This window comes from Microvirga sp. TS319 (genome assembly GCF_041276405.1).
Lineage (GTDB): Bacteria > Pseudomonadota > Alphaproteobacteria > Rhizobiales > Beijerinckiaceae > Microvirga.
The window spans coordinates 739,333-763,417 of record NZ_JBGGGT010000002.1 but is presented as its reverse complement, the minus strand read 5'-3'; the positions used below and the strand labels follow the sequence as shown (position 1 = coordinate 763,417).

Below are 24,085 nucleotides of genomic sequence, written 5' to 3'. Positions count from 1 at the left end.
CATAGGGCGAATGTCGTCCCAAGCCCTTTACCGAGCCTCCGAGAACCCGCAACAAGCCGATCCTGCCGGGCAGAAGCCCGCTCAGGACAGCCGCGTCACGCCCATGATGGCGCAATATATCGAGATCAAGGCCGCCAATCCGGACAGCCTGCTGTTCTACCGGATGGGTGACTTCTACGAGCTGTTCTTCGAGGATGCGGAGATCGCGAGCCAGTCCCTCGGCATCGTGCTCACCAAGCGCGGCAAGCACCTCGGGCAGGATATTCCCATGTGCGGCGTGCCCGTGGACCGGGCCGACGATTATCTCCAGAGGCTGATCGGCCTCGGCCACCGGGTCGCGGTCTGCGAGCAGACCGAGGACCCGGCGGAGGCCAAGAAGCGCGGCTCCAAGTCCGTCGTGCGCCGGGACGTGGTGCGTCTCGTGACCCCCGGCACCATCACGGAAGAGCGCCTCCTCGAGCCGGGCCGCGCCAATTTCCTGCTTGGTCTCGCCCGCCGCCGCCTGTCGGACACGCAATGGTGCTACGGCCTCGCCGCCGTCGACATCTCCACGGGCCATTTCGTGGTGAGCGAGACGGACGCCATGGGCCTGCCCGCCGAGATCGCCCGTTTCGAGCCCCGCGAGATCCTGGTGCCCGACGTCATTCACGAGGATCCGGAGCTCTCCGGCTTCTGGCGCGAGACCCGGGCGTCGATCACGCCGCTCTCCCGGGATGGCCTCGATCCGGCCTCCGCCGAGCGGCGGCTGAAGGAGTACTTCGGCGTCGCCACGCTCGATGCCTTCGGGTCTTTCGGGCCGGCGGAGATCACGGCGGCCGGCAGCGTGCTCTTCTATATCGAGAAGACGCAGATCGACAGCCGCCCGGTCCTCAACCCACCCTCCCGCGAGACGGCCGGGGCGGCGCTTGCCATCGATGCCGCGACCCGCGCCAATCTCGAGCTGACGCGCACGCTGGCGGGCGAGCGCGCGGGGAGCCTCCTCGCCACCATCGACTGCACGGTGACGCCGGGCGGCGCGCGCTGCCTCGCGGAGCGGCTGGCGGGGCCCCTCACCGATCCCGGCCTGATCCGCGAGCGGCAGGATGCGGTAGCCTTCCTGGTGGAGAATGCGGATCTGCGCGAGCGCCTGCGGCGCATCCTCAAGCGGTCGCCGGATCTGGCCCGCGCCCTGTCACGGCTCAGCCTGGGCCGCGGCGGACCGCGCGACTTGGCCTGCGTGCGGGACGGATTGTTCGCGGCGCGTGAACTGGGCCTCGAACTCGCCATCGCGCCCAACCTTCCCAAGGAGCTGTCGGCGAATGCTCAACAGCTTCAGTCCCTGCGGACGGACGTGGCCGACACGCTCTCGGCGGCGCTGGCGGACGAACTGCCGCTCTTGAGGCGGGACGGCGGTTTCATTCGGGCAGCATACGATTCCAACCTCGACGAGCTGCGCGAGCTGCAGCAGGATTCACGCCGCTTCATCGCAGCCCTGCAAACGCGCTATGCCAACGACACCGGCTGCCGCACCTTGCGCGTGAAGCACAACCATATGATCGGCTACTTCGTCGAAGTGCCGCAGAATGTGGGCGAGGATCTTTTGAAGGAGCCGTTCAAGGACACCTTCATCCACCGCCAGACCATGGCGGGCGCCATGCGCTTCTCCACGCAGGAACTGGGGGAGCTGGAGGCGAAGATCGCCTCCGCCGCCGACCGCGCCTTGAAGATCGAGCTCGGCCTCTTCGACGAGATGACCGAGGCGCTTCTGGCTCTCTCGGGCGATGTCGCCTCGGCGGCCGAGGCCATCGCCGCGATCGACGTGACGGCCTCGCTCGCCGATCTCGCCGTCAGGCTCGATTGGACCCGGCCGGTCGTGGATACGGGGCTTGCCTTTATGATCAAGGGCGGACGGCATCCGGTGGTCGAGGCGGCGCTCAAGCGGGAGGGCATGGCCTTCATCGCCAACGACGCGGAGCTGTCGGGCAAGGACGCGGGCCACATCCTGCTGATCACGGGCCCCAACATGGGCGGTAAATCCACGTATCTGCGCCAGAACGCCCTGATCGTCGTCCTGGCACAGATGGGGTCCTTCGTGCCCGCCAAGGAAGCGCATATCGGCGCCGTCGACCGCCTCTTCTCCCGCGTGGGCGCTGCCGACGACCTTGCTCGCGGCCGATCGACCTTCATGGTCGAAATGGTGGAAACGGCAGCGATTCTCAATCAGGCGTCAGCGCGCTCCCTGGTCATTCTCGACGAGATCGGGCGCGGCACATCCACCTTCGACGGCCTGTCCATCGCATGGGCGGCCATCGAACATCTGCACGAGGCCAATCGCTGCCGGGCGCTCTTCGCCACGCATTTCCACGAGCTGACAGCGCTTGCCGAACGGCTGCCGCGCATCGCCAATGCCACCCTGAAGGTGACGGAGTGGAACGGCGACGTGGTGTTCCTGCACGAGGTCGTGCCGGGGGCCGCCGACCGTTCCTATGGGCTGCAGGTCGCGCGGCTTGCCGGTCTGCCCATGGCCGTGGTCGAGCGGGCGAAGACGATCCTAAGCGAATTGGAGAAGTCGGACCGGGAGCATCCGAAGCGGGCGCTTGTCGACGACCTTCCGCTTTTCGCCGCTCCGGTTCGTGCCGAGCCGGTCCAGGCTCCGCAGAAGAAGGACGGCCTGCGCGAGGCGCTCGATGCACTCGATCCCGACCAGATGACGCCGCGCGAAGCGCTGGATGCGCTCTATCGCCTGAAAGCGCAGCGCTAGGGGGATGCGCCTTCAGGACAGCTGGGAGCTGCTGTCCCTGCGGCTTTTCGCGTCGAAAGGGGTGAAGGTCAGTCGATCCGTGATGCCGCCCGTAGGGTCGTGCTCGGCCGTGACATAGGCGAGAGCCTCTTTCACCCCACGCTCGGTATAGGGCTTTGCGATCACGCCGCGGGCGCCGGCGCAATCCTCCGGGATACGCTTGGCATTGGCCGTCATGAACAGCACGGTCACCTGATGTTGGTCGGAGAGCTTGCGGGCAACGTCGATGCCGGTAAGGCCATCGGCCAGGTGAATATCGACGAATGCGAGATCGGGTGCGAACTGCTGGCCGAGAGCCATGGCATGATCGGACGTAGCGGCAATCCCCACCACGTCGTGTCCCTGGTCCTGGAGCAAGCTTTCGAGTTCGAGCGCAATCAGGAACTCGTCTTCGACAATGAGAATGCGCAAAGGCTTCGCGTTACTCAACCCGTGCCCCCCCGGCATTACGCGTCGTGAAAAACTCAGTTCTTTCAGCTGTACCTGGTCGACCGGCGTCCCAAGTCAACGCCTCAAGGGGGTACTGGCTGTGCATATCTTGCAGAACGGATGTCCCCGCCCCTTGCTGCCCTTGCCTGGAAGCCACCGCGCCAAGGGATAGCAGGCTTTGAGAGTGCATGGTGCTCATGCTCGTACGCAGGCGGGACCCGCACGCATGCAGGTGCGAACAGCCCTCGGCTTGGCACGGGTTGCTGCCATAATCGATTGTCTCCCCGAAACCCTTGGTGGGAATCGCCCTTTGGCGGGTGCAGTGTGACTCAACGTCATGAAGTCGGGAGGGTTCCGCCGCTTCCTTCAAAGATTTGCACAATTTTGTTCAACTCATATAAATGATATATCGGCCCGAACGACGGGCCAGAATCTTCCGTCTGGGGGTCCGGCCTCATGGTCATGCGCGTTTCAACGGTTGCCTTCGAGGGGGTCGAAGCGCGCACGGTCGACGTGCAGGTGCAGATTTCTCCCGGAACGGTCGCCTTCATGATCGTCGGCCTGCCCGACAAGGCGGTCGCGGAATCCCGCGAGCGGGTGCGCTCGGCCCTGATCGCCTCCGGGCTCGCGCTTCCTGCCAAGCGCATCACCGTCAATCTTGCACCGGCCGACCTTCCCAAGGAGGGCAAGTTTTTGACTCTGTGGCATTCTATCATCTCATATAAGCAGTTGATCAAACATACTTTTTGGCGCCGGCCGCAAGAGTAGGCTACTTGGAGCGTCTTCACACCGGCCGCGTCAACATGTCCAAACTCGACCCCTGCGCCACAAATGGCTAATAGGATTAAAGTCATATGATAGGTTTATGAGCTTAGTAGAATCTTAAGAAGTCCTAGAAGAGTTTGGCCTCCCCACGTCAGGAGGCCACATGACCAAAGCGGTCGCGATTGAATTACCGGCGCACGTCCTACTCAACCAACCGTGTACAGACGCCCGAGAGCGTCCGGGAGTACCAGGCCACTCCGTTCGCTTAAACGGTAAGCTACACGATTTCAGTGCGTTGATCCCGCTCTATGGAGCTTCGTTTACCGAACGCCTCCTCGACGCGTTCGCCCGGAAATACGTCCATGACACAGCATCCACTACTGAAAAGCGCTGCGGCAATTTACGCAAGTTCCTCCTCTACTTAGCAGGCTTTGCGGCAGACGCGTCGAACCAGAACACGGCGGCCGCCCAATCCTATAAAGCTCTTATTGAGAACCAGTCGGCGTCCATTACGCCTACGCAATGGGCCGATACCGTTAATGTGTTTGTCAGCCGGCTCAGGGATCTCAGCGACCATTCAGTCGTCAAGAGCAGTAACTCACTTACACGACAGAACATCATCGAGAGCTTATCAATCCCGCTCCAGCATTTAGCGCAGGAGGGGCTTTGGCCTGATATTGGCGCTCTACGGGGGCTCCCAGGGTCACGGGTATCACGCGGAACCAATATTCCGTCACTTGGCGAACTCCAGCATTCGACAGAGGCCTCCGAAACCACCTCTCAAAGTACGGCTACCTATGGAGTCGTTAACGAACGCAATCGAGAACGCCTGCTCCGCCTCAGATCCCTCTGCGAGGACGCACTGCTTGAGGAACAAGCAGCCTTCGACCGCCGGCTCAAGTTGTTGTTCGCGCCGGGCCGGCCCTCACTTAGAGAAATCCGCGCTGCCATCCCTCTCATCTCCTTATCTTACGCTCGACCTGATCGCGATCCGATATTGCATCCAAAGGTCGAAAAGTGCTTTCCGCTGGATGACGACGATCGCCGACTGGGCTCACTCCTTCGTTACATCATCTCTGACCACGAAGGGGTCTTCAAACTGCAGGAGCTCGATTACCGGCTTCAACTCGTCGTTTCCCGGTGCGGCGGCACTGCGAGGGTGATGCGCCACCTTGAGGGTGGAGGACGAGCCCTGCTTGCAGCCTATACGCTCGTCCTTATTGACACCGGCATGAACATTCAGCCCTGCGACGACCTCGCTGCGGACCCATTCATTGGGAGGGCCCAATACGGCAAGATCCAGCTCCGCCAGATTGGTTCGGTGAAGAATCGTGCAAGCTACAAGCCAATTACTGGCAACATCATTGAGCTCACCCCGGGTGAGCGAGACGAGGCGGCCAACGAGATTCTAGAAGTTCCCACTGTCGTGCCCAACGCGCGGATATCATCCGCAAAGGCCATCGAAATATGGCTGAAGCTCTCAAAGCCCCAGCGGGAACGCGCGCGCCGCGCCGGCAATTCAGATGCCGACTACCTTTGGATTGTGCGCAATGGTCACTACCCCAAAGAAGTCCGACGGTATCTCGAGCACACCTGGAAGGGATGGTGGACCGAATTCCTTGAGGAGCATGCCGGTGACCCCGTGATCGGGGGCCTTCCCATTCAAAGGCGCATGATCCGGACGACTGTCCTCCAGCTCCGCGATGCTCAGCACGGCGGTGACGCGGAAGTTGTTGCTCTCCTTTCGGGCCAAAGCGGAGGACGCATTGCATCGCGTCACTATCTGAACCGAGCGTACATCCGACGCATGTTGGACGAAAGGATCCGCGAGTTTCAGAACCTGTTCGAGGCGAGTGTGGCCGGTGACAATCCCGATCGGCCAGCTCAATTGGGGCTGTCGCCCGAGGAGTTTCAGAAACGGCGCACCCGCGCCGTTGAGACAGGGCTGGGCCTAACCTGTTTAGATCCAACCGCTGGCATTCAACCCGGAACGAAAGACTCGATTTGTACGCGGTTGGACGCCTGCAGCACATGCCCACTGCTGAGATTCGTCCCCACGCAACAATCAATCGAGGCGCTTGCGCTCTTCCACGAATCCCTCGAACGCGCAGAAGAGGCGTTTACGGCAAAGAATCCTGAGCGCTGGGTTCGCGTGTGGCTCCCCGCCCTCGCACTCTGTATGGCTCTCATCAATCTTCTCATGTCCAGCCCGAGACAGGCGCTTGTGCAGCGGAGTGTCGAAGCTGTGAAGAAGGGGCTGGATCAAGGCTCCCTCGTACTCTTTCGCCCTTGGTAGGTTCCGCGATGGCTCCTCGTACTACACGTTTCATTGCTTCCAATTCGCCAGGAACTCTGCACGACCACATGATTGGCAGCCTAGCAGCACCATCCTGGTTGCGTGGAGGGTCGTTGCTCGACCATCGATGGATTATTGGCACGGAAGATCCTCAGAAACGGCGCAACACAAACTTTACACTGCGCTTCGACAGCGTCTTGGCGCCCGGCTTACGATTAAGTGACCCCCGTTGCGAGCACGACTGCATAACCGCGAAACTGCTGGTCTACTGGTCTCTCTCACCGAGTGAAGGATCGCACTCGTCCGGCTCCTCAGTTGGAATTATGCACCGGAACTACCTTCAATTCGTACGATGGAGGTTATCCTGTGGACTAGACAAGAATGCGAGTCTTACACCTGAATGGATCGACAGGCTCTTTGAGACCCTTCGTGATTTTGGCGTTCGAGGGCTGATCCCGCTAGAGGAACGCGCAATTTCATTCGCCTATGCTGTTCGCGCGGGACAGCAGCGGCCTCCGACTTACAAGAAAGGCAAGCACACTTACTTTGACTTCGATACCGCCGCAGGACATCTGGGCGTTTCAAATTCCCGCCTTCTAACTGACGAGGCTCGCCGCATCCTCATTGCGCTTGCGGCGGAGTTGGGTTACCCGCTCCGCCCCGATCAGGCACGGTCGTCCGGATTTGTGATCGCTGGGGCATCACATGGTCAGAACACCGAGACTGACGACGACGACTGCCAAGAGAGCGGCCCCGAGAACCCAATAGGGCTATCTACATCTCTTTCGGCCGGTCGTATCGGCGGCTTCCTGCGCCCGCTTGCCTATCTGTGGCAACTCCGGGGCCGCCTCTCCCACGATCCCATCGGATGCAACCCGTTCCCAGGGGGCCGGACTGTAAACAGTATCACACGGGCGATCGCGAACGACCACGATGGCCGAACGTTCACCGTCCCCCCACTGCAGGCCTGCACCCTTATTGACCAAGCCCTTCGCTGGGTTCTCGACTATGCGCCGGATCTTCAACGCTATGTTGAGGAGATCGAGCGATTACTCACAACGGAGGAGGTCCGAGAGCACTGGAAGCCCTACCTAGCGGCTGCAACACGCGTAAACATCGCCTTCGAGGATCACAAGAGTTGCACCCAACCAGGATCACCCTGGCCAATCCGTGCAGCCTACTATCCTGGCAAAAACGCCATCAAGAACTATGCGGAGACCCGTCCTAGCCTTCGTACGGTGTTGTTTGAGTACCTCGCTGTCGCCTGCATGATCGTGATTGCGGCGTTCTCGGCACGCCGTCGTGAAGAAATCGATTCGTTGCGCTTTCCAGCAATTCACCACATTGATGGCGACCCATGGCTGGAGACCTGGATTGAGAAAACGATTCGGGACCTGGATCGAATCCCGGTCCCGACATCTGTCGAAAAGGCCGTCGATGTTCTAGCCTGGCTTTCGTCTATGTCCCGCCAGCGCACCGGAGAACGCTGGCTCTTTCAATTCGATGATGTCGCCCAAGTTGACCGCTCGACGGCGTCGAAGACCGCCCGCTTCGCTGTGTCCCGCAGTCTGTCGCGGTTTGCAGAATTTGTGCAACTGCCTTCTCTCCCCGACGGGACACAGTGGGATCCAAAGCCACATCAGTTCAGGCGCTTCTTCGGCGTTACGTATTATCATCGGTTCAGCTTTCCGCAGTTGACAGCGCTCTCCAATTTCTATCGCCACTTTGATCCCGATCAAACGAGACGGTACGTTACAGAGGCGGCCCGCGGCGGGTTTCTTCGCGAAGCTGAGGAGAACCGCGTTCGCGCTCGGAGGTCAGAGTTCGACGCCGCTCGTTACCATGCCCAACGCCTAGAAGATTTCAACGCGGAAGGGGAAGCCTTCAGGTTCGCGCGGTTTCGGAATGTTGCTCTTGATAGAGAGCGCATCTCAGGGTGGGGCGGTGAAGTCATCAAACGACAGCTCGATGACTTGATTCAACAGGCCAAGGCTCAGCTAGACATTAGCCCCGACGATGATCTTCCCGGCCCTACCCTCGACTCTCTGCTTGTCAGCTTTGTGAAAGATAAGCGACTTGAGCCGAACAGTCTCGGTCACAGCTACTGTAAGTGCACCTCGGAGCCACAAGATCTTCGCTCGGCGGGGTGTCTCGCCGCTCGGGAGGCTGAGCGCGATGAGGCATCTTTCTTCAGTGCACCTGACCCTGCCTTTGCCGCCGATCATATCTGCTCAGGGTGTCCCCACAACGTGCAGTTTGCCGAATGCGAACCCTACTGGGCCGAAACGATCGCCCATGCACAACAACAGCTTTCCTGCTCCTTCGCGCCTTTGCTGCAAGCCCTCGCGCAGGACCGGCTCGACATGGCACAGGCGCATCACGCCAGATGCTTTGGGACGAAGTCGGGAGGCTAGGCACATGTCACACAATCGAGAAAGCCAGGAACGCACACGGCCCGCGAGATCAGCGCTCGCGGCCAAAGTGACCTTGTTGGAGGAGTGGATCGCCAATGAATCCATCCCCCCGGATGCTCCGGTCCTCGTTACCATCAAGGATGTCCAGCAATGGACCGACCCGGCAAGGGGGCTTGTGACCTGGACGAGTTACTCCATCGCGGCTCCCGGCGGGCCGAATGCAGATTTGAGGTTACGCCTCGACCACGCATTGAAATCATTGCAGCGCATACGGGAGGGGAAATCCGCCCAGCCGAGAAAGCCCCGCCGCGGCCGACCAATTTCGCAGATTCAAGTTTCCCACGAGAGAGATCGATTGGCTCATCAGAATGTCGAGCTATTGGTGGAGCGAGATGCACTCAGCGCAGAGGTCAAGCGCCTCCGTCACCTCCTCTTGGAGAAGGAGCATCAACACCGCGAGCTGTTGATTAAGTTCGAAAAGATCGTGCCCTTTGGGAAGAGGTGATCACGCTGATGCAAGGATTCGCTCGCCAGAATGCCCATTTCCACTGTATCAATGGATCAGGGGTGATAAAGATCTCGGAGCGTTTGAAGCTCCCCAACTATCCGATTGTCGTGCATCCAGACTACGGCGTGTTCGAACCTGCAGATGCGTTCATCCGTGAGCTGGCTGCATGGCGTTCACAGCGCAGCGGCAGCCTTCAAGACATCGCTCGCATCATTTGTATCTGGTGTAATTATCTTCAAGATCATAATGTCTCCTGGAACGAACCGGGAGAACACCACTATCATAGGTGGCTAACCGAGGCGCTGAGCGCCGATAGAATTGGACGCAATCGGCAAGCTCGCTGGGCCGGTGTCGTCATGCGCTGGTGCCATTTTCTGGCATCACGGAACATCGGCGGGCCGCTTCTGCGTTCTTTCGCAGCTTCGATCTCAGCATCACCGTTGAGTGTTGAAGTCTTGGAGCCCCAGCCTCGCTTCAGAGCTCCTCGTGGGCCGAAACTCAAGCATGGCAAGCGCTCAATTCCGAATGAGGATGAGGCAAACCGGGTCCTTCAGGCGCTGATGAACCATCCCGGTGCCTTCATGGCAGAGCGCAATTGGCTTCTTGGCCGCACGGTGTATGAAACCGGCCTACGCGCCATGGGAGTTGCGGCCTTGAGCTGCGATACTCTTAACGCGCTTCTTCGGGGCGATAACCTCATTGGCCCGTCTGAGCGTGTTGAGTTCCTGGCCAGTGACCGTGTCAGGAAAGCAAGCATCCGGGAGAAAATGTACCACCTCGCGAGCACAGGCCGGCAAAATTTGATTGTCGGCGTGAGGGAGAAACGGGGAAAAACCCGCAACGTGGCCTTTCCGATTCCGCTGGTCATTGCCCTCCTTCAACATCTTTGGGGGGAGCGTAACCGCTTCTTGCGGGTTTCAGGCAGTTCAAACCGTGAAAAATTGTCAGGCGGATTTTGGTTATCCGACCGGGACGCCGTTCCACTGACCATCACGGCGATCAAAGACATCGTAAAGGTTCGCGGCTTCAAGGCCGCCGGTGTCAAGGGTAGCATCCATTCACTTCGAGCAGCGTTTCTCACCCGCTACGCTTGCCAACTTCTTCAGGATGCCAGAACGAAGTTCGGCTATAACTACGATACACGTGGCATTCTCCTCACACTCGCAGAGATCGCAGGCCATGAAGATCCAGAGACGCTGAAGCATTACCTGGATGAGGCTCAGATTAGAGAATCTTTGGTAGGAGAACGAGAATTTCTGCGCGCAATCTAAAGCAACTTAGGGTCCGGAACCATAAAGGGGCTTAAGGAGGCGCGCGGTTTGTAATTCAGGTCCTCTGAGGAGGCCACTATGGATCGAGAGTGGTTCTGGCGCACGGCCGGGCAGTTCGCGAAAATCGCGCCGCATCTTCCCACGGGCATGTGGGGCCAGAGCGCGCACGGAGCCACTGAATGATCCAATGAACGGATGCGCAGCCTCATCATTCCCGCTCAGGATGGCTCGATCTCGGCTGCACGACGATGGCGCCAGCGTCGGGGTGGCGATTGTCCACGTGCGTTCCTCGCTGGACACCATCACCTTTCATCCGTCCATCGAATAGGAACGGCTGTGTTTCATTCACGCCGTTAGTAGGCTGTGTTCCATTCCTGCTCGTAGCAGCCGGAGCGTGCGATTGCCTGGACCGAGCATCTTGAGCGCTGGCGGTGGTTGCGGCCAGCGCCAGCGCAAACGCGATTGCGAATCTCGACATGACAGGCTTCTCCTCTCCCCGCGTGGGATCAGCGCGACCGTGGCTCGGGTTCGATTACTATTGCGAAGGAACTGGGTGCAAGGATGGCGGCCGTCTGGACGGCCCGGCAAGGCTTGGTGATCCGCGTTAGCGTCGGCCCACTGAGCCAGATATCCGGCAGAGGCTTGTCGTCACCTAGCCCTCGTCAAGTTTGCGTCGATCAGGCTGTGGCTGCGCTTTAATGGGTCCACACCCTAGGTGTCGCGTTGGATACAATCACTATCGGCAATCGCCGCGAACCTGATACCGGCCGAGCGGCAACCGCTTTACTATCCTCAACGCAGGTTGATTTTCTAATAGAACGTTGGCGCACACCATTATTCATGAAGTCGTCGAGAATTCGACCACATAAACCTCAGCTACAACGCCGTACACATTTGCGCCCCTCTGAAATAACCATCTATAAAATGTTGCTTTAATTCTGAGACAATGCTTATTCGGTTTTAGGATATTCACATGTCAAACTTGACTGATGGGCACATTATGCATAATTGCCGCAGACAGATAGCTTTCGCTGGAGGGACCCAATGTTATGCAACCACAAATACGACTTCGCGCAGAGAATAAAAATATCTAAGTATCATACAAAAGTAATTTAGATTCGTCTCATGCTGACGCCGTAGCTGTCGATCATAGTTCACCCTCAAGAAAGTTGAATCCTCGTAAGGCAACATGGATAATACGTCTGTTTTGCCTCCTATGAGTGCGAGTCTCTTCGCGATCTCCAGCTGGGAAAAGCCGTTCAGTACTGTATCAGGCGGACCATCAAACTTTCCTGAGATTTGACGAAACCTCTGCGACAGTGGTCGGCTCCGCTCCCATGTAGGCTTTGACCCCATTGATCTGCGAAGCATCGATCCGACAAAAGCGAGAGATCAGAGAAGCACCAAGAACCTGGGTAGCTTCCTCGCCCCTAATGATTTGGCTTCGCTTAGCTCGTGTTTCGGCACCCCTCTGCAGAAAGTGAAACATTCATGCGTTTCAACGTCGTAAGCACCAATCGCCCTAAAGGAGATGCTAAACGTCTCAAGCGCTATTTGCAGGCGTATGGCTGTGACCTTCGCCTAGCCACCTGTCAGGATCTCGTTGCTAAGATGCTGGGATACCGAGACTACAATGAACTCCACCATCTGGCTGGATCACTGCCGGCCACCGATGGTGATGCACAGGTTGACGACCAAACTCGCGTCATGCGAAGGGCGCATCACATTGACACTCTCGTTGCTGCGGGAATCGATTTATCGCTTGCAGCAGATGCAATTGGTGAAATTCGGCCAACCAGTTTTGGTCCTCGTTGCGACGTCTCCGTCGCACAAGCCTCCGATCTTGAGGCCACTACAACCGCCTTCGAAGAGGAATGGGGCCTGAAGACTACAGTCCGCCCATTCGTTGTAGAAGCCAGGAAATCTCGTTCTTTCAGACCAAAGCAACGCGATTGACGGCGCCGGCAACGTCCCTCCCCTGCCCACGATCTTTCCCAACCATGCCCTGTTGCTGGCATTCTTCAACGGGCAGCAGCACGACTACACCCTGAGAGGCAGCCACAGTGAAACCCATAAGGTTTCGCGGCCCGTCCTGTGCAGGAGCGGATCTGCGGGACAATGGAAGAATGAGCTTGTCTAGCCCGTTCCAAGGCAGAGACTGGGCCCATGGGTCAATGTTGCCGGTTACGCGGTGGTGTTCGGAGATCCTCCAACACTTCCCAGGCAACATCGTCGTAGCCGCTATCCCGCTCGCTCAGCTCCGCGAGCTTGCTTTTCAAGGCCTGCTTGATCAACTCCTCAATTTGGCTGAGAACCAAACCGTTGGCCGCCAACTGCTGCACCAATCCTGTGATCTCAGGATCACGCGGCTGGTACTCCGACCAGGTTTCCTGTTGTTGATCGTCGGGATGGTCCATATCATGTTTGTAGAAGACTACCCGTGGAGCAACAAGCCAGCTCGCTTCTGTGAGGCATTGTCATCCTCAGGTGAGACTGGCAGGCTACAGGAAATGGCCTCTTGGGAGCGACCGACCGAAATGCTTAATGCACAAGCTCGTTTCGAAGCCAACTCGCTGATTGATCGCCTTGTTGCCGACGGAGACACATTTCCTGCAGAGGCCGCGCGTCGCCTCATCGACTTGATCCCGATCGCGCCTCGGGCCCGGTGGTCGTTCATTGGCCGGTTCTCAGGGCAAGAACCTGGCGTGAAGGGGCATGCTGCGGGAATCGGCGACGTCAAGCTGGATGGCGATCGCACTGAGAAAAGTGTCACTCTCAACACACCACAGTCTCACAGGATCGGCGGCTACACCGTTACCCATACGCCCGGTCAGATCAGCATCGACTTGATGTGGGCCGAGACGAAGCTGGATCAGACCGGACAAAGTTGCTCGTTGGAATACGATCCCGTGACGCGCGAACCGAAAGCGATGCAGATTGCGACCCAAAGAACGCTGAGTTTCTTCTTCATGAGCTTCGGCTACGTCACGTATGTGCCCTGGAAGAAGCCTGAGCGGTCCCGTCCAGCACTCTCAGCTTGAACGACCAGAAATTCAGCGGTCAAGTACAGGTTCGCAGCCGGCGGCATGAAGGGCGGGCGGGCTGACCGCCGAAACCGTGCTCGAACCCATGTTAATCAGGTTATCGGGACGAGGGTGTCTTTGCCGCCACCCGGCGCCGCGGTTTGACCAAGAGATCGGCCGCCTCGACCCCAAGCGCCTTCGCCAGGCGGTCCACGACGTCGATCGTCGCACCATAAACGCTGCGTTCGATGGAACTAATATAGGTCCGATCGATCTCCGCCCGGTGAGCAAGCTCCTCCTGGGACAGCCCGGCGGCCTTTCGGTACTTTCTAATATTGCGGGCGAGCACATCTCGGATCGACATGTCCGAGATCCGACCGCCTTGTAGAGTATTCTTCCACGGAGTATACTCTACAAAATGCTCTCACCCTCAGGAGCCGGCGTGCCACCTCCCCGAGCCAAGGCTCCTCTCGTCCTGCCACGCCCTTCAAGTCTTGTCCCCGAGCCGGGAGACACGCCGCTGTTCCAAGCGGGTAAGGCAGATGTGAATTCTGGTGATGTTTGAGTACCCTCATGAAGTGCGTTGATTACAGCCTCCCGGACTATCCCAACCTCGTGTTCCGTTGCTCGATCGAAGCGCTCGACTGGCAGCGCCCGTCCTTCGAGGTCTCGATCGCCGCCACAGGACCGTCTAGGGAACGGGACCACTGGCTTTTAGCCCTTGAGCGCTGGGGAAAAGCACAAGGACAGGTGCTGACTGGCAATCGGCCATACCGCCACACCACGTCGAGAAGCGCCGCCTTACAGGGTGCTTCGGCCGTTGTTTCCTTCATCGTTGAATGGGTCGGCTTGGAATGGCTCGAACGAGCCCTCGACGGGGCTGCCAATGCTCCTGAGGCGCCTGAAGTTGATCTCTCTCCCGTCTTCAATCAGCTTCAGGAACTCCTGAGCCTTACTCATAAGATTGATGCGCGAACACGCTTGGCAGACTATCGAACATGGGCTGCCGCACGGGCAACGTTAGGCCTTCCTGTCCCCCTCCCGGACATGAAAGCTGGCAACTGGGATCATTTGCTTGAGGCTAACAGAAAAGGATCCACTCAAAAGTGATCCCCCGATCATGAGAGCAGCTCTGCCGGGACACGAATACCAATTCTATGAAACCTGTCCGCCCCTAGACCTTAGGAGATAGAGCTGATGCGGGTCATAATCCTTCTTGCAACGGCATCCGCCATTCTGGCACTCAGCGGCTGGTGGGCCCACCGAACCGGACATTTCACCGATTTCGACCTGTTTTATTTTGCTCTCGGACCCACTGCCATGATGACGTATGTCTGGCTCATCATACTCATTCACGTGTGCGGAGACCGAGGAGACCGCTGGTAAGATGCCAACACTTGAGCGCAGCAGGTACGCACTCTTTTGAGGGAGCGCATGGCCGTGAGAAGGCCCAGGCCGGCTCGCCCCCCTTCGGCCTTGAGGGAGCAAGTAATGTGCCCGGAAGCGAGGCGAGCCATATGCCCAACAGACCCTGACATGGATCACAGGACCTAGGATCTGAACACTTGGCCAGTTCTAAGTTGGCTTGGAGCCGGCTCGTATCGGGCATCCACGTGCAGCGTCGCCCAATCAACGGCCCCCCCGAGCAAGAAAGCGCAACGGCGGGGTAAAGGATTATGAGCGCCAACGGTCGGGACTGTCTGATGGTTGAAGACGCGACCATCATCACGAAGGCGCTGACCCGCCTAGCGGCTTGGCTCGATCTTTCGAACCAGGACCTTCGCGCTATCATCGGGGGAGCGGACAACGAAACCGTTATTGCATCCCTGGCGTCAAACGAAGCCGCCTTGACAAACACCCTGCTTCTTATCCAGCTCCACTTTTTGCTGACGGCCATTGTCGGAGGCGATGCAGGTGCCGCGGCATCATGGCTGAAGAGCTATAATGTCGTTCTTGAAGCTCGCCCGCTCGAACTCATGCAACAGCATACAGGTCTGAAGCGGGTTGCTGACTATCTTGAGAGTCGCGGCAGCTTTTCATTGTAGCGACCGTAACCGTGAGCCGGCGCCATACGACTGAGACCGCCCGCTACTTGGTCTGCAGTTCCCGACCCATGAGGTGGTGGAGAGTTCCTACAAGAGTGTTGGCTCAGCCACAGGAGCAATCCAGCTGTGCATTCGGAGCCTAGGAGAAGCCGTCCTGGCTCCGGCCTGTGAAACTTGCCTACACGTGCCTCTGGCCAACAGGCCCCGACACCGAGGCTCCTATGGGTTCGGAAGCTCTCCCTGCCCTTCGGCAAGGTCGGGTATGCCCGCGAGAGTAGACGTTCACCATACTTCGTCTTAGTGCCATGGACAGACCTTCAGTAGGTGGCAAATCTCAGTCTGCTCAGGGGAATATGAACCTCGCATACCTGAAAGGGTTCTACAAATCTTCGGGTTGGGGATATAGCGATCGTGTGGCTGCGCCGGATTTTAGGCACCAACTGAGCCGGAACGATCCTCCTCGCCAACATCTCGAATTGCGGACCTGACCTTTTCGGCGAGTTCCGTCGTCATCGGCTTCTCTCCGCGGCGAACCCTCCCAAGGGAGAGACTCGGAGCTGCTTCGCCAAGGGCGTTCCGGCTAACGAAGAGTGTGTGGAGCTGCGTGACCACCAGCGCTTTGGTGTGAACGTCGGTCGTCAGACGCCGATCGTCGCCTACAACCGCGCACTCCAGGTGCGGCTTGCCGACGAAATCCAGCGCCTGCCGCCTGGAGCGGCACTGGAACGGGCGATGCTGGATGCGCCCGCCTACGCGATCGGGCGGGGCATGTGGAAACCGTCCAAAACCATCTTGAGAAACGGGCCAAAATGGCCAAAGTAGCCTTTGATTTTAACAGGAGCCACGCCATGCAAAGTATGTCGGCGAAGGACGCCAAGTACGGCTTCGGACGTTTGATCGACCTGGCTCGCGCCGAGCCGGTGTTGGTTGCCAAGCATGGTCGGCCAGTCGTGGTGGTGATGTCAGTTGAGGAATACGAAAGATTGAATAATGGCAAAGTTGGCGGCGAGGACAGAACTTTGACCAAGAGCAAGACGGCCCATCCAACTGGCGTTGAAGAAAACTGAGCTGCATAGATGGTAACGATCACACCCGAACGCGATCTTGAGGATGCTTTGGTCTCAAAGCTGAAGGACCTCAAGTACGATTACCGTCCCGATATCCGAGACCGCGCCACACTGGAGCGAAACTTCCGTGAGAAGTTCGAGTCGCTCAATCGCGTCCACCTGACCGATGCCGAATTCTCGCGCTTAATGGATGAGATCGTCACGCCGGATGTTTTCACGGCAGCAAGAACCCTGCGCGAGCGGAACAATTTCACCCGAGATGACGGCACGCCGCTCAACTATACGCTCGTCAACATCAAGGACTGGTGTAAGAATTCCTTTGAGGTAATCAACCAGCTCCGCATCAACACGGACAACAGCCATCATCGGTACGATGTCATTCTGCTGATCAACGGTGTGCCGGTTGTTCAAATCGAACTGAAGACCCTCGGCATTAGCCCTCGCAGGGCGATGGAGCAGATCGTCGAATACAAGAACGATCCTGGGAACGGTTATACTAAGACGATCTTGTGCTTCCTTCAGCTCTTCATCGTCAGCAACCGCGATCGAACGTTCTATTTCGCTAACAACAATGCGCGTCACTTTGCCTTTAATGCCGAAGAGCGTTTCCTGCCGGTCTACGAGTTCGCCGACGTAGACAACAAGAAGATTTTCCATCTCGATAGCTTCGCCGAGACTTTCCTAGTCAAATGCACCCTCGGCCAGACGATCAGCCGCTACATGGTTCTGGTCGCAAGTGAGCAGAAGCTTCTGATGATGCGGCCGTATCAGGTCTATGCGGTGAAGGCGATTGTTGACTCCATTGCGCAGGATTGCGGCAACGGCTACATCTGGCACACCACCGGCAGCGGTAAGACCCTCACCTCCTTCAAGGCATCAACGCTGCTGAAGGACAATCCCGACATCGAAAAATGCCTCTTCGTCGTAGACCGCAAGGATCTGGATCGGCAGACGCGCGAGGAGTTCAATAAGTTCCAGGAAGGCTGCGTCGAAGAAAACACCAACACCGCATCCCTTGTGCGCCGCCTCCTCTCAGACGACTATGCCGATAAGGTCATAGTCTGCACCATCCAGAAGCTCGGCCTTGCACTGGATGAAAACAGCAAGCGCAACAAGCAACAGAAGAAGGATGGTAAGAAGAGCTTCAAGGAGCAGCTTGAGCCCCTTCGCGACAAGCGCATCGCCTTTATCTTCGACGAGTGCCATCGGTCGCAATTCGGCGAGAACCACAAGGCCATCAAGGAGTTCTTCCCGCGCGCCCAACTCTTCGGCTTCACCGGAACGCCCATCTTCGATCAGAACGCCGCTCAGCAGAAGATCGAAGACACCCAGGCCAGCATGAAGACGACGGAAGACCTCTTCCAGCAGCGTCTTCACACCTACACGATCACGCATGCCATTGAGGACGGAAACGTCCTTCGGTTCCATGTCGATTACTTCAAGCCGCAGGGCAAAACCCTGCCCAAACCGGGCGAACCGCTGGCCAAGCGGGCGGTCATCGAGGCGATCCTTTCCAAACACGATCTGGCCACCGGTCAGCGCCGGTTCAATGCCTTGCTCGCCACATCGTCAATCAATGACGCCATCGAGTATCACACCCTCTTCAAGACGATACAGGCCGAGAGGCTGGCCGTCGATCCCAACTTCCAGCCGCTGAACATCGCCTGCGTCTTCTCCCCGCCTGCCGAAGGCGATCCTGATGTGAAACAGATTCAGGAAGACCTGCCGCAGGAGAAGGAAGACAACGCGGTCGAGCCGGAGAAGAAGAAGGAGGCACTGAAGGCCATACTCGCCGACTACAACGCGCACTACGGCACCAACCACAAGATTGGCGAGTTCGATCTGTATTATCAGGACGTGCAGAAGCGCATCAAAGACCAGCAATGGCCAGATTCCGACCTGCGGAAAGCCTATCCCAACGTGCCGCACCACAAGATCGACATCACGATTGTCGTTGACATGTTGCTCACCGGCTTTGACTCCAAGTTCCTGAACACCCTCTACGTCGACAAGAACCTGAAGCATCACGGCTTGATCCAAGCCTTCTCACGCACTAACCGGGTGCTGAACGCCACCAAGCCCTATGGCAACATTCTCGACTTCCGGCAGCAGCAGGGCGCGGTCGATGCGGCCATCGCGCTCTTCTCGGGTGAGGCGGCTTCCGAAAAGGCCCGCGAGATCTGGCTGGTGGATAAGGCCCCCGTGGTCATCCAGAAACTTGAAACCGCCGTCCAGAAGCTTGATACCTTCATGAAGTCGCAGGGCCTCGATTGCGCCCCCAATGCCGTGCCGAACCTCAGGGGCGATGCCGCCCGCGCGGCCTTCATCGAGCATTTCAAAGAGGTCCAGCGGCTCAAGACCCAGCTTGACCAGTACACCGACCTGACCGACGAGAACCGCAACACCATTGAGCAGGTCCTGCCGCGCGAGAACCTGCTTGGCTTCCGCGGTGCCTATCTGGAAACCGCCCAGCGCCTTCGGGCACAGCAGGGCAAGGGCGCGGACGAGCCTACGCCTGACGCCGACCAACTGGATTTCGAATTTGTCCTCTTCGCCTCGGCCGTCATCGATTATGACTACATCATGGGTCTGATCGCCCGCTATTCCGAGGCGCCACCCGGCAAGCAGAAGATGAGCCGCGAGGAGCTGATCGGCCTGATCCAGTCCGACGCCAAGTTCATGGACGAGCGCGAGGATATCGCGGCCTATATCAACACCCTCAAGGCGGGTGAGGGCCTCAGCGAAAAGGCCATCCGCGATGGCTACAACCGCTTCAAGGCGGAGAAGAACGCGGCGGAACTGGCGGGCATCGCGGGCAAGCACGGGCTGGCCACCGAGGCGCTGCAAGGCTTTGTCGACACCATCCTGCAACGCATGATTTTTGACGGCGAGGCGCTGACCGACCTGATGGAACCGCTTGGCCTCAACTGGAAGGCGCGGCGGGTGAAGGAACTGGACCTAATGGCCGACCTGATGCCGCTGCTGCTGAAGCGCGCCGGTGGCCGTGAAATCTCGGGGCTAAGCGCTTATGAGCAGTAAGGGGAAATTGCCAGCGGCGACGCGCGATGAGTCTGCATCGGTGCCCAAGCTGCGCTTTTCGGAATTTATCGGACACCCTTTGCAGGAATTGCAGCTAGCGGACGCTACGGCCGAAAGCACAGAACGAAATGGCTCTGGTCAGGCCCCATCGCAAATCATGGGGGTGTCCAAAGTCGAAGGCATTGTGCCGATGGAGGAGCGCATCGTCGCGGCTGACACGGCACGTTACAAGTTCGTTCGGAAGGACTGGTTCGCTTACAATCCGATGCGCCTCAACATAGGCTCGATTGCTCGTTGGCAAGGTAACAACGACATTCTGGTCAGCCCGGACTATGTCGTTTTCAAATGCAAGGGCGCAGGCCCTCACAGGCTCGATCCCGCGTATCTTGATCACTTTCGACGCTCCGACGCCTGGGAGGAGTTTGTCTCGGAGAAGGGCGATGGAAGCGTCCGTGTGCGCATCTATTACAAGGACCTTGCACGTCTTCAACTGGCGCTGCCGTCTTTCCCCGAGCAACAAAAGATCGCCGACTTTTTGGACTCGGTGGACGCGCTGATTGCCGCGCAGGGGCGGAAAGTGGAAGCGTTGAGGGCCCACAAAAAAGGCTTGATGCAGCAGCTTTTCCCCCAAGAAGGCGAAACCCAACCCCGCCTCCGCTTCCCTGAGTTTCGGGGCGCGCGGCAGTGGGAGGAAAAGCCCCTCTCTGAGTTTGTGAGTTCGCTGGATGCCGGAGTGAGTGTAAATTCAGGGGACCGACCCGCAACGAGTGGAGAGATTGGCGTTTTGAAAACGAGCGCCGTTACAAATGGAGTTTTTAAACCCCAAGAAAACAAAGTGGTATTTGAGCAGGCTGATATTGATCGCGTCAAAGAGCCGGTCCAAGGAAACACAATTATCATCAGCCGAATGAACACCCCAGCGCTCGTGGGGGCTAATGCGTACGTGAAGACTGGTTTGGAGAACATCTTTCTTCCCGATCGACTTTGGGCGGCCAAGCCTAAGTCCAGCACGTCAATGCCCTTTTTATCCCTCATCTTGGGATCCGACAAAGGTCGTGCGGCTTTATCGAAGTTGGCCAAAGGAAGTTCCGGCTCGATGAAGAACATTACCAAACCAGATGTTCTCGCTCTTTTGATCATGGCACCGCCCCTACCTGAACAACAACGCATTGCAGATTGCCTCACCTCCCTCGACGCCCTCATCGCCGTCGAGAGCCAGAAGCTCGACACCCTCAAGACCCACAAGAAGGGGCTGATGCAACAGCTTTTCCCCTCGGTCGAGGAGGCGGACGCATGAGGACTTACAAGAACCTAAAGACTCTGGTGACCAGACTTCGTGACGATTTAAATAATCCAACGAAGCCAATCCCGTTGATCTTGATTTACGCCTACAACCGCACCGGCAAGACACGCCTGTCTATGGAGTTCAAGGACGCTGGGAAGCGCAAGAACAAGAAGAACCCGACCGGGACACCCGACACCCTCTATTTTAACGCCTTCACCGAGGATCTGTTTGTCTGGGAAAACGACCTTGAAGGTGACAGCGTTCGCCGCCTTCAGCTGAACGAAAAATCGTCCTTCTTCAACGCCATGACTGAGCTCGCCCTAGACGAAACGATTGCCCAGTATCTTTCCCGATACGCGGACTTCGATTTCGACTTCACCTATAAGGAGGTTGAGCAAGGCGAGGAGAAGTTCTTTAAGCCGGATTTCGTGAGCTTCCGAAAGGGCGATCAGACCAACATCAAGATTTCACGGGGCGAGCAGAACATCTTCATCTGGTGCGTGTTTATGGCGATCTGCGAACGGATGCTTGATGGGCATGAATCCTATCAGGGAAAGAAATACCTCTACATAGATGACCCCATCTCGTCACTGGATGACAACAACGCGATCTCCGTCGCCTGCGACCTAGCCAAGCTCCTCCGTCGGGCGGTCACGCGGAAGGACGGCACCGGTGCGCCCGCCCCGATCAGTGTGATCTTCTCATCTCACCACGCGCTGTTTTTCAACGTCATGTGCAACGAAGTTGGCCGGAAGGTCGATGAATCGCCGACGATTGCCCACAAACGCTATTTCTTTCATCGCCCCAATGGCGACGGCGCCTACACGCTTCATGCGACCGAGGATACGCCCTTCTTCCACCACGTCGCCACTTTAGCCGAGTTGCAGCGTGCCGCCGATCCCAACAAGGGGAAGCTCTACACCTTCCACTTCAACGCCTTGCGCAGCGTCATGGAGAAAACAGCCTCTTTCTTCGGTCATCCAAGCATCGCCTTCTGCCTGAAGGCGCTGAACAACGAAGAGGATCGGGCGCTGTTCAACCGGGCCCTGAACCTGCTGAGCCACGGCGCCTATGCCATCCATGAACCCACAGAGATGGGCGAGGACAACAAGGAACTGTTCCGCCGCATCCTGCGCGAATTCATCACGCGATTCGAGTTCGCCCTGCCGGGAGTTGTTCCGGCTCAGCCCGCAGCCCCGGCGCCAGCGCCCGCCCCCCAGGAAGCACCTGCACAATGAACGACCAAATCCAAAGGCAACTGGGCAAGACGCTCTGGAACATCGCCGATACGCTTCGCGGGGCAATGAACGCGGACGACTTCCGCGATTACATGCTGTCCTTCCTATTCCTGCGCTATCTGTCGGACAACTATGAGGCGGCGGCGAAGCGGGAACTGGGACCGGACTACCCTGATCTGCCGGAAGACGTGCTTGCGCGTTCGGGTGCAAGCACGCCCCTGCAGGCGTGGTACGAGGACAATCCGAACGACGTGGCCGAGTTCGAAAAGCAGATGCGCCGCAAGGTGCACTATGTGATCCAGCCGCCCTATTTATGGAACAACATCGCAAATCTGGCCCGTACGCAGAGCGATGAGCTGCTGCTGACGCTGCATGAAGGTTTCAAGTACATCGAGAATGAGTCCTTCCAGAGCACGTTCAGCGGCCTCTTCTCGGAGATCAACCTTTACTCGGAAAAGCTCGGGAAGACCCAGTCGGACAAGAACAAGAAGCTCTGTTCGATCATCGCTGAGATCGCCAAGGGACTGGCCGGTTTCTCGTCCAACGTGGATCATCTCGGCGATGCCTATGAGTACCTGATCGGCCAATTCGCCGCCGGTTCTGGCAAGAAGGCGGGCGAGTTCTACACGCCGCAGCAGATCTCCGACATTCTGTCGGCGATCGTGACCTTGGACAGTCAGGAGCCCGCCACGGGTAAGAAGGACCGGCTGGCGAGCGTTCTCGACTTTGCCTGCGGATCGGGTTCGCTGTTGCTGAACGTTCGCAAACGCATGGGGCCTCATGGCATCGGCAAGATTTTCGGGCAGGAAAGCAACATCACCACCTACAACCTCGCCCGCATGAACATGCTGCTGCATGGGGTGAAGGACACGGAGTTCGAGATTTTCCACGGCGACACCCTCGCAAATGACTGGGATATCCTGCGCGAGCTGAACCCCGCTAAGAAGCCTGCCTTCGATGCCATTGTGGCCAACCCGCCCTTCAGCTTGCGCTGGGAGCCGAACGAGGCGATGGGCGACGATGTGCGGTTCAAGAATTACGGGCTGGCGCCCAAATCGGCCGCCGACTTAGCCTTCCTGCTGCACGGCTTCCACTATCTGAAGGACGAGGGCGTGATGGCTATTATCCTGCCTCACGGGGTGCTATTTCGAGGAGGGGCAGAGGAGCGCATCCGCACCAAGCTGTTAAAGGACGGTCACATCGACACAGTCATCGGCCTGCCCGCGAACCTGTTCTATTCGACCGGCATCCCGGTCTGCATCCTCGTGCTCAAGAAGTGCAAAAAGCCGGATGACGTGCTTTTCATCAATGCCGCCGAGCATTTCACAAAGGGCAAGCGCCAAAACCAATTGGGAGATGGCAAGAATGGGACGCCGGATCATATCGGCAAAATTGTTTCGACCTACCAATTCCGCAGGGAAGAGGACCGCTATTCCAAGCGTGTGAGCATGGAGCGAATTGCTGAGGAGGGCTATAACCTCAACATCTCTCGCTACATCAGCACCGCCGTCGGCGAGGAAGAGATTGATCTGTCGACCACCCAGGGCGAGCTGGTTGAGATTGAAAAGCAGATCCGGGAGGCAACTTCGCGGCACAACGCCTTCTTGAAGGAACTCGGGCTTTCTCTGTTGCCGGGGGCCGAATGAGCTTCGCCAGACCCACTTTTGTGCCTCCCTGAGAGCTCGAGAAGCCAGAATGTTGCGCTTTGCTGACAATGCCCCCTGCGGTTCGCGTGCACTGCTTCGCCTGATTTGGAGCCATCGTGTTTCTGAATGGCCCGAAAAACGGACACAGTGCGGACACAAGCAAAAGCCCCGCTGGCGAGAGCCAAGCGGGGCTTTACATAAACTGTTGAATTAGCCAGAGCCGTCACAATACTCGCGCAATGTTGCTGGCCATCGTTGATGATGTCCAAGCAAGACGATC

The 24,085-nt window shown here is 58.1% G+C and carries 18 protein-coding genes and 1 pseudogene; 16 read left to right on the top strand and 3 right to left on the bottom strand.

What is annotated here, in order from left to right; genetic code table 11:
• Window positions 1-10 precede the first annotated feature (10 nt).
• Entirely contained in the window at window positions 11-2,740 is a 2,730-nt protein-coding gene (gene mutS, locus AB8841_RS12910) for a DNA mismatch repair protein MutS (RefSeq protein ID WP_370436241.1), read from the top strand.
• Window positions 2,741-2,752: 12 nt separating this feature from the next.
• Here mutS and AB8841_RS12905 read toward each other — a convergent pair whose 3' ends face one another.
• Entirely contained in the window at window positions 2,753-3,226 is a 474-nt protein-coding gene (locus AB8841_RS12905; protein WP_370436240.1) for a response regulator, read from the bottom strand.
• Window positions 3,227-3,664: 438 nt separating this feature from the next.
• Here AB8841_RS12905 and AB8841_RS12900 point away from each other — a divergent pair.
• The 6 genes and pseudogenes from AB8841_RS12900 to AB8841_RS12875 form a co-directional block, all read left to right on the top strand.
• Window positions 3,665-3,910: pseudogene (locus AB8841_RS12900) on the top strand (magnesium chelatase domain-containing protein); the annotation flags it as partial.
• A gap of 226 nt (window positions 3,911-4,136) precedes the next feature.
• Window positions 4,137-6,269 (top strand): hypothetical protein, encoded by a 2,133-nt coding sequence (locus AB8841_RS12895; RefSeq protein ID WP_370436239.1) that lies wholly within the window; start codon window positions 4,137-4,139, stop codon window positions 6,267-6,269.
• 113 nt (window positions 6,270-6,382) lie between these two features.
• Window positions 6,383-8,683 (top strand): hypothetical protein, encoded by a 2,301-nt coding sequence (locus AB8841_RS12890; protein ID WP_370436238.1) that lies wholly within the window; start codon window positions 6,383-6,385, stop codon window positions 8,681-8,683.
• A 4-nt stretch (window positions 8,684-8,687) separates the two neighbouring features.
• The gene (locus AB8841_RS12885; RefSeq protein WP_370436237.1) at window positions 8,688-9,188 is read left to right on the top strand and encodes a hypothetical protein; all 501 of its coding nucleotides are present in this window, start codon (window positions 8,688-8,690) and stop codon (window positions 9,186-9,188) included.
• Window positions 9,185-10,462, top strand: a complete 1,278-nt coding sequence (locus tag AB8841_RS12880; RefSeq protein ID WP_370436236.1) for a hypothetical protein — start codon at window positions 9,185-9,187, stop codon at window positions 10,460-10,462. The genes AB8841_RS12885 and AB8841_RS12880 overlap by 4 nt, the downstream gene beginning before the upstream one ends.
• A 1,491-nt stretch (window positions 10,463-11,953) precedes the next feature.
• Entirely contained in the window at window positions 11,954-12,418 is a 465-nt protein-coding gene (locus AB8841_RS12875; RefSeq protein WP_370436235.1) for a hypothetical protein, read from the top strand.
• Between the two features lie 215 nt (window positions 12,419-12,633).
• On the opposite strand, the gene AB8841_RS12870 is transcribed toward AB8841_RS12875, so the two are convergent.
• Window positions 12,634-12,879, bottom strand: a complete 246-nt coding sequence (locus AB8841_RS12870; RefSeq protein WP_370436234.1) for a hypothetical protein — start codon at window positions 12,877-12,879, stop codon at window positions 12,634-12,636.
• 3 nt (window positions 12,880-12,882) lie between these two features.
• Here AB8841_RS12870 and AB8841_RS12865 point away from each other — a divergent pair, with 3 nt between their 5' ends.
• Entirely contained in the window at window positions 12,883-13,503 is a 621-nt protein-coding gene (locus AB8841_RS12865) for a hypothetical protein (protein WP_370436233.1), read from the top strand.
• 100 nt (window positions 13,504-13,603) lie between these two features.
• Here the strand turns inward: AB8841_RS12865 and AB8841_RS12860 are convergent, their stop codons facing one another.
• Window positions 13,604-13,849, bottom strand: coding sequence for a helix-turn-helix domain-containing protein (locus AB8841_RS12860; protein WP_370436232.1), 246 nt, complete (start codon window positions 13,847-13,849; stop codon window positions 13,604-13,606).
• Between the two features lie 209 nt (window positions 13,850-14,058).
• Between AB8841_RS12860 and AB8841_RS12855 the strand changes: the two genes are divergently transcribed.
• The 8 genes from AB8841_RS12855 (at window position 14,059) to AB8841_RS12820 (ending at window position 23,805) form a co-directional block, all read left to right on the top strand.
• Window positions 14,059-14,595, top strand: a complete 537-nt coding sequence (locus tag AB8841_RS12855) for a hypothetical protein (protein WP_370436231.1) — start codon at window positions 14,059-14,061, stop codon at window positions 14,593-14,595.
• A 593-nt stretch (window positions 14,596-15,188) separates the two neighbouring features.
• A complete protein-coding gene (locus AB8841_RS12850) occupies window positions 15,189-15,530 on the top strand; it encodes an antitoxin Xre/MbcA/ParS toxin-binding domain-containing protein (protein WP_370436230.1) in 342 nt (113 codons plus the stop codon).
• Window positions 15,531-16,124: 594 nt separating this feature from the next.
• A complete protein-coding gene (locus AB8841_RS12845) occupies window positions 16,125-16,352 on the top strand; it encodes a hypothetical protein (protein WP_370436229.1) in 228 nt (75 codons plus the stop codon).
• Window positions 16,340-16,597, top strand: coding sequence for a type II toxin-antitoxin system Phd/YefM family antitoxin (locus tag AB8841_RS12840; protein ID WP_370436228.1), 258 nt, complete (start codon window positions 16,340-16,342; stop codon window positions 16,595-16,597). Before AB8841_RS12845 ends, AB8841_RS12840 begins: the two co-directional genes overlap by 13 nt.
• Window positions 16,598-16,606: 9 nt before the next feature.
• A complete protein-coding gene (locus AB8841_RS12835) occupies window positions 16,607-19,636 on the top strand; it encodes a type I restriction endonuclease subunit R (protein WP_370436227.1) in 3,030 nt (1,009 codons plus the stop codon).
• A gap of 40 nt (window positions 19,637-19,676) precedes the next feature.
• Window positions 19,677-20,933, top strand: a complete 1,257-nt coding sequence (locus tag AB8841_RS12830; RefSeq protein ID WP_370436226.1) for a restriction endonuclease subunit S — start codon at window positions 19,677-19,679, stop codon at window positions 20,931-20,933.
• The gene (locus AB8841_RS12825) at window positions 20,930-22,159 is read left to right on the top strand and encodes an AAA family ATPase (protein WP_370436225.1); all 1,230 of its coding nucleotides are present in this window, start codon (window positions 20,930-20,932) and stop codon (window positions 22,157-22,159) included. The genes AB8841_RS12830 and AB8841_RS12825 overlap by 4 nt, the downstream gene beginning before the upstream one ends.
• On the top strand, window positions 22,156-23,805 hold the full coding sequence (locus tag AB8841_RS12820; RefSeq protein ID WP_370436224.1) for a type I restriction-modification system subunit M: 1,650 nt from the start codon (window positions 22,156-22,158) through the stop codon (window positions 23,803-23,805). Before AB8841_RS12825 ends, AB8841_RS12820 begins: the two co-directional genes overlap by 4 nt.
• Window positions 23,806-24,085: the final 280 nt, after the last annotated feature.

What these genes read in the sequence shown, in the direction of transcription:
- AB8841_RS12835 (WP_370436227.1), top strand. Translation starts at nt 16,607, where the DNA reads ATGGTAACGATCACACCCGAACGCGATCTTGAGGATGCTTTGGTCTCA.
- AB8841_RS12850 (WP_370436230.1), top strand. Translation starts at nt 15,189, where the DNA reads ATGGTTGAAGACGCGACCATCATCACGAAGGCGCTGACCCGCCTAGCG.
- AB8841_RS12875 (WP_370436235.1), top strand. Translation starts at nt 11,954, where the DNA reads ATGCGTTTCAACGTCGTAAGCACCAATCGCCCTAAAGGAGATGCTAAA.
- AB8841_RS12860 (WP_370436232.1), bottom strand. Translation starts at nt 13,849, where the DNA reads ATGTCGATCCGAGATGTGCTCGCCCGCAATATTAGAAAGTACCGAAAG.
- AB8841_RS12825 (WP_370436225.1), top strand. Translation starts at nt 20,930, where the DNA reads ATGAGGACTTACAAGAACCTAAAGACTCTGGTGACCAGACTTCGTGAC.
- AB8841_RS12885 (WP_370436237.1), top strand. Translation starts at nt 8,688, where the DNA reads ATGTCACACAATCGAGAAAGCCAGGAACGCACACGGCCCGCGAGATCA.
- AB8841_RS12870 (WP_370436234.1), bottom strand. Translation starts at nt 12,879, where the DNA reads ATGGACCATCCCGACGATCAACAACAGGAAACCTGGTCGGAGTACCAG.
- mutS (WP_370436241.1), top strand. Translation starts at nt 11, where the DNA reads ATGTCGTCCCAAGCCCTTTACCGAGCCTCCGAGAACCCGCAACAAGCC.
- AB8841_RS12865 (WP_370436233.1), top strand. Translation starts at nt 12,883, where the DNA reads ATGTTTGTAGAAGACTACCCGTGGAGCAACAAGCCAGCTCGCTTCTGT.
- AB8841_RS12905 (WP_370436240.1), bottom strand. Translation starts at nt 3,226, where the DNA reads ATGCCGGGGGGGCACGGGTTGAGTAACGCGAAGCCTTTGCGCATTCTC.
- AB8841_RS12895 (WP_370436239.1), top strand. Translation starts at nt 4,137, where the DNA reads ATGACCAAAGCGGTCGCGATTGAATTACCGGCGCACGTCCTACTCAAC.
- AB8841_RS12855 (WP_370436231.1), top strand. Translation starts at nt 14,059, where the DNA reads ATGAAGTGCGTTGATTACAGCCTCCCGGACTATCCCAACCTCGTGTTC.
- AB8841_RS12820 (WP_370436224.1), top strand. Translation starts at nt 22,156, where the DNA reads ATGAACGACCAAATCCAAAGGCAACTGGGCAAGACGCTCTGGAACATC.
- AB8841_RS12840 (WP_370436228.1), top strand. Translation starts at nt 16,340, where the DNA reads ATGGCCAAAGTAGCCTTTGATTTTAACAGGAGCCACGCCATGCAAAGT.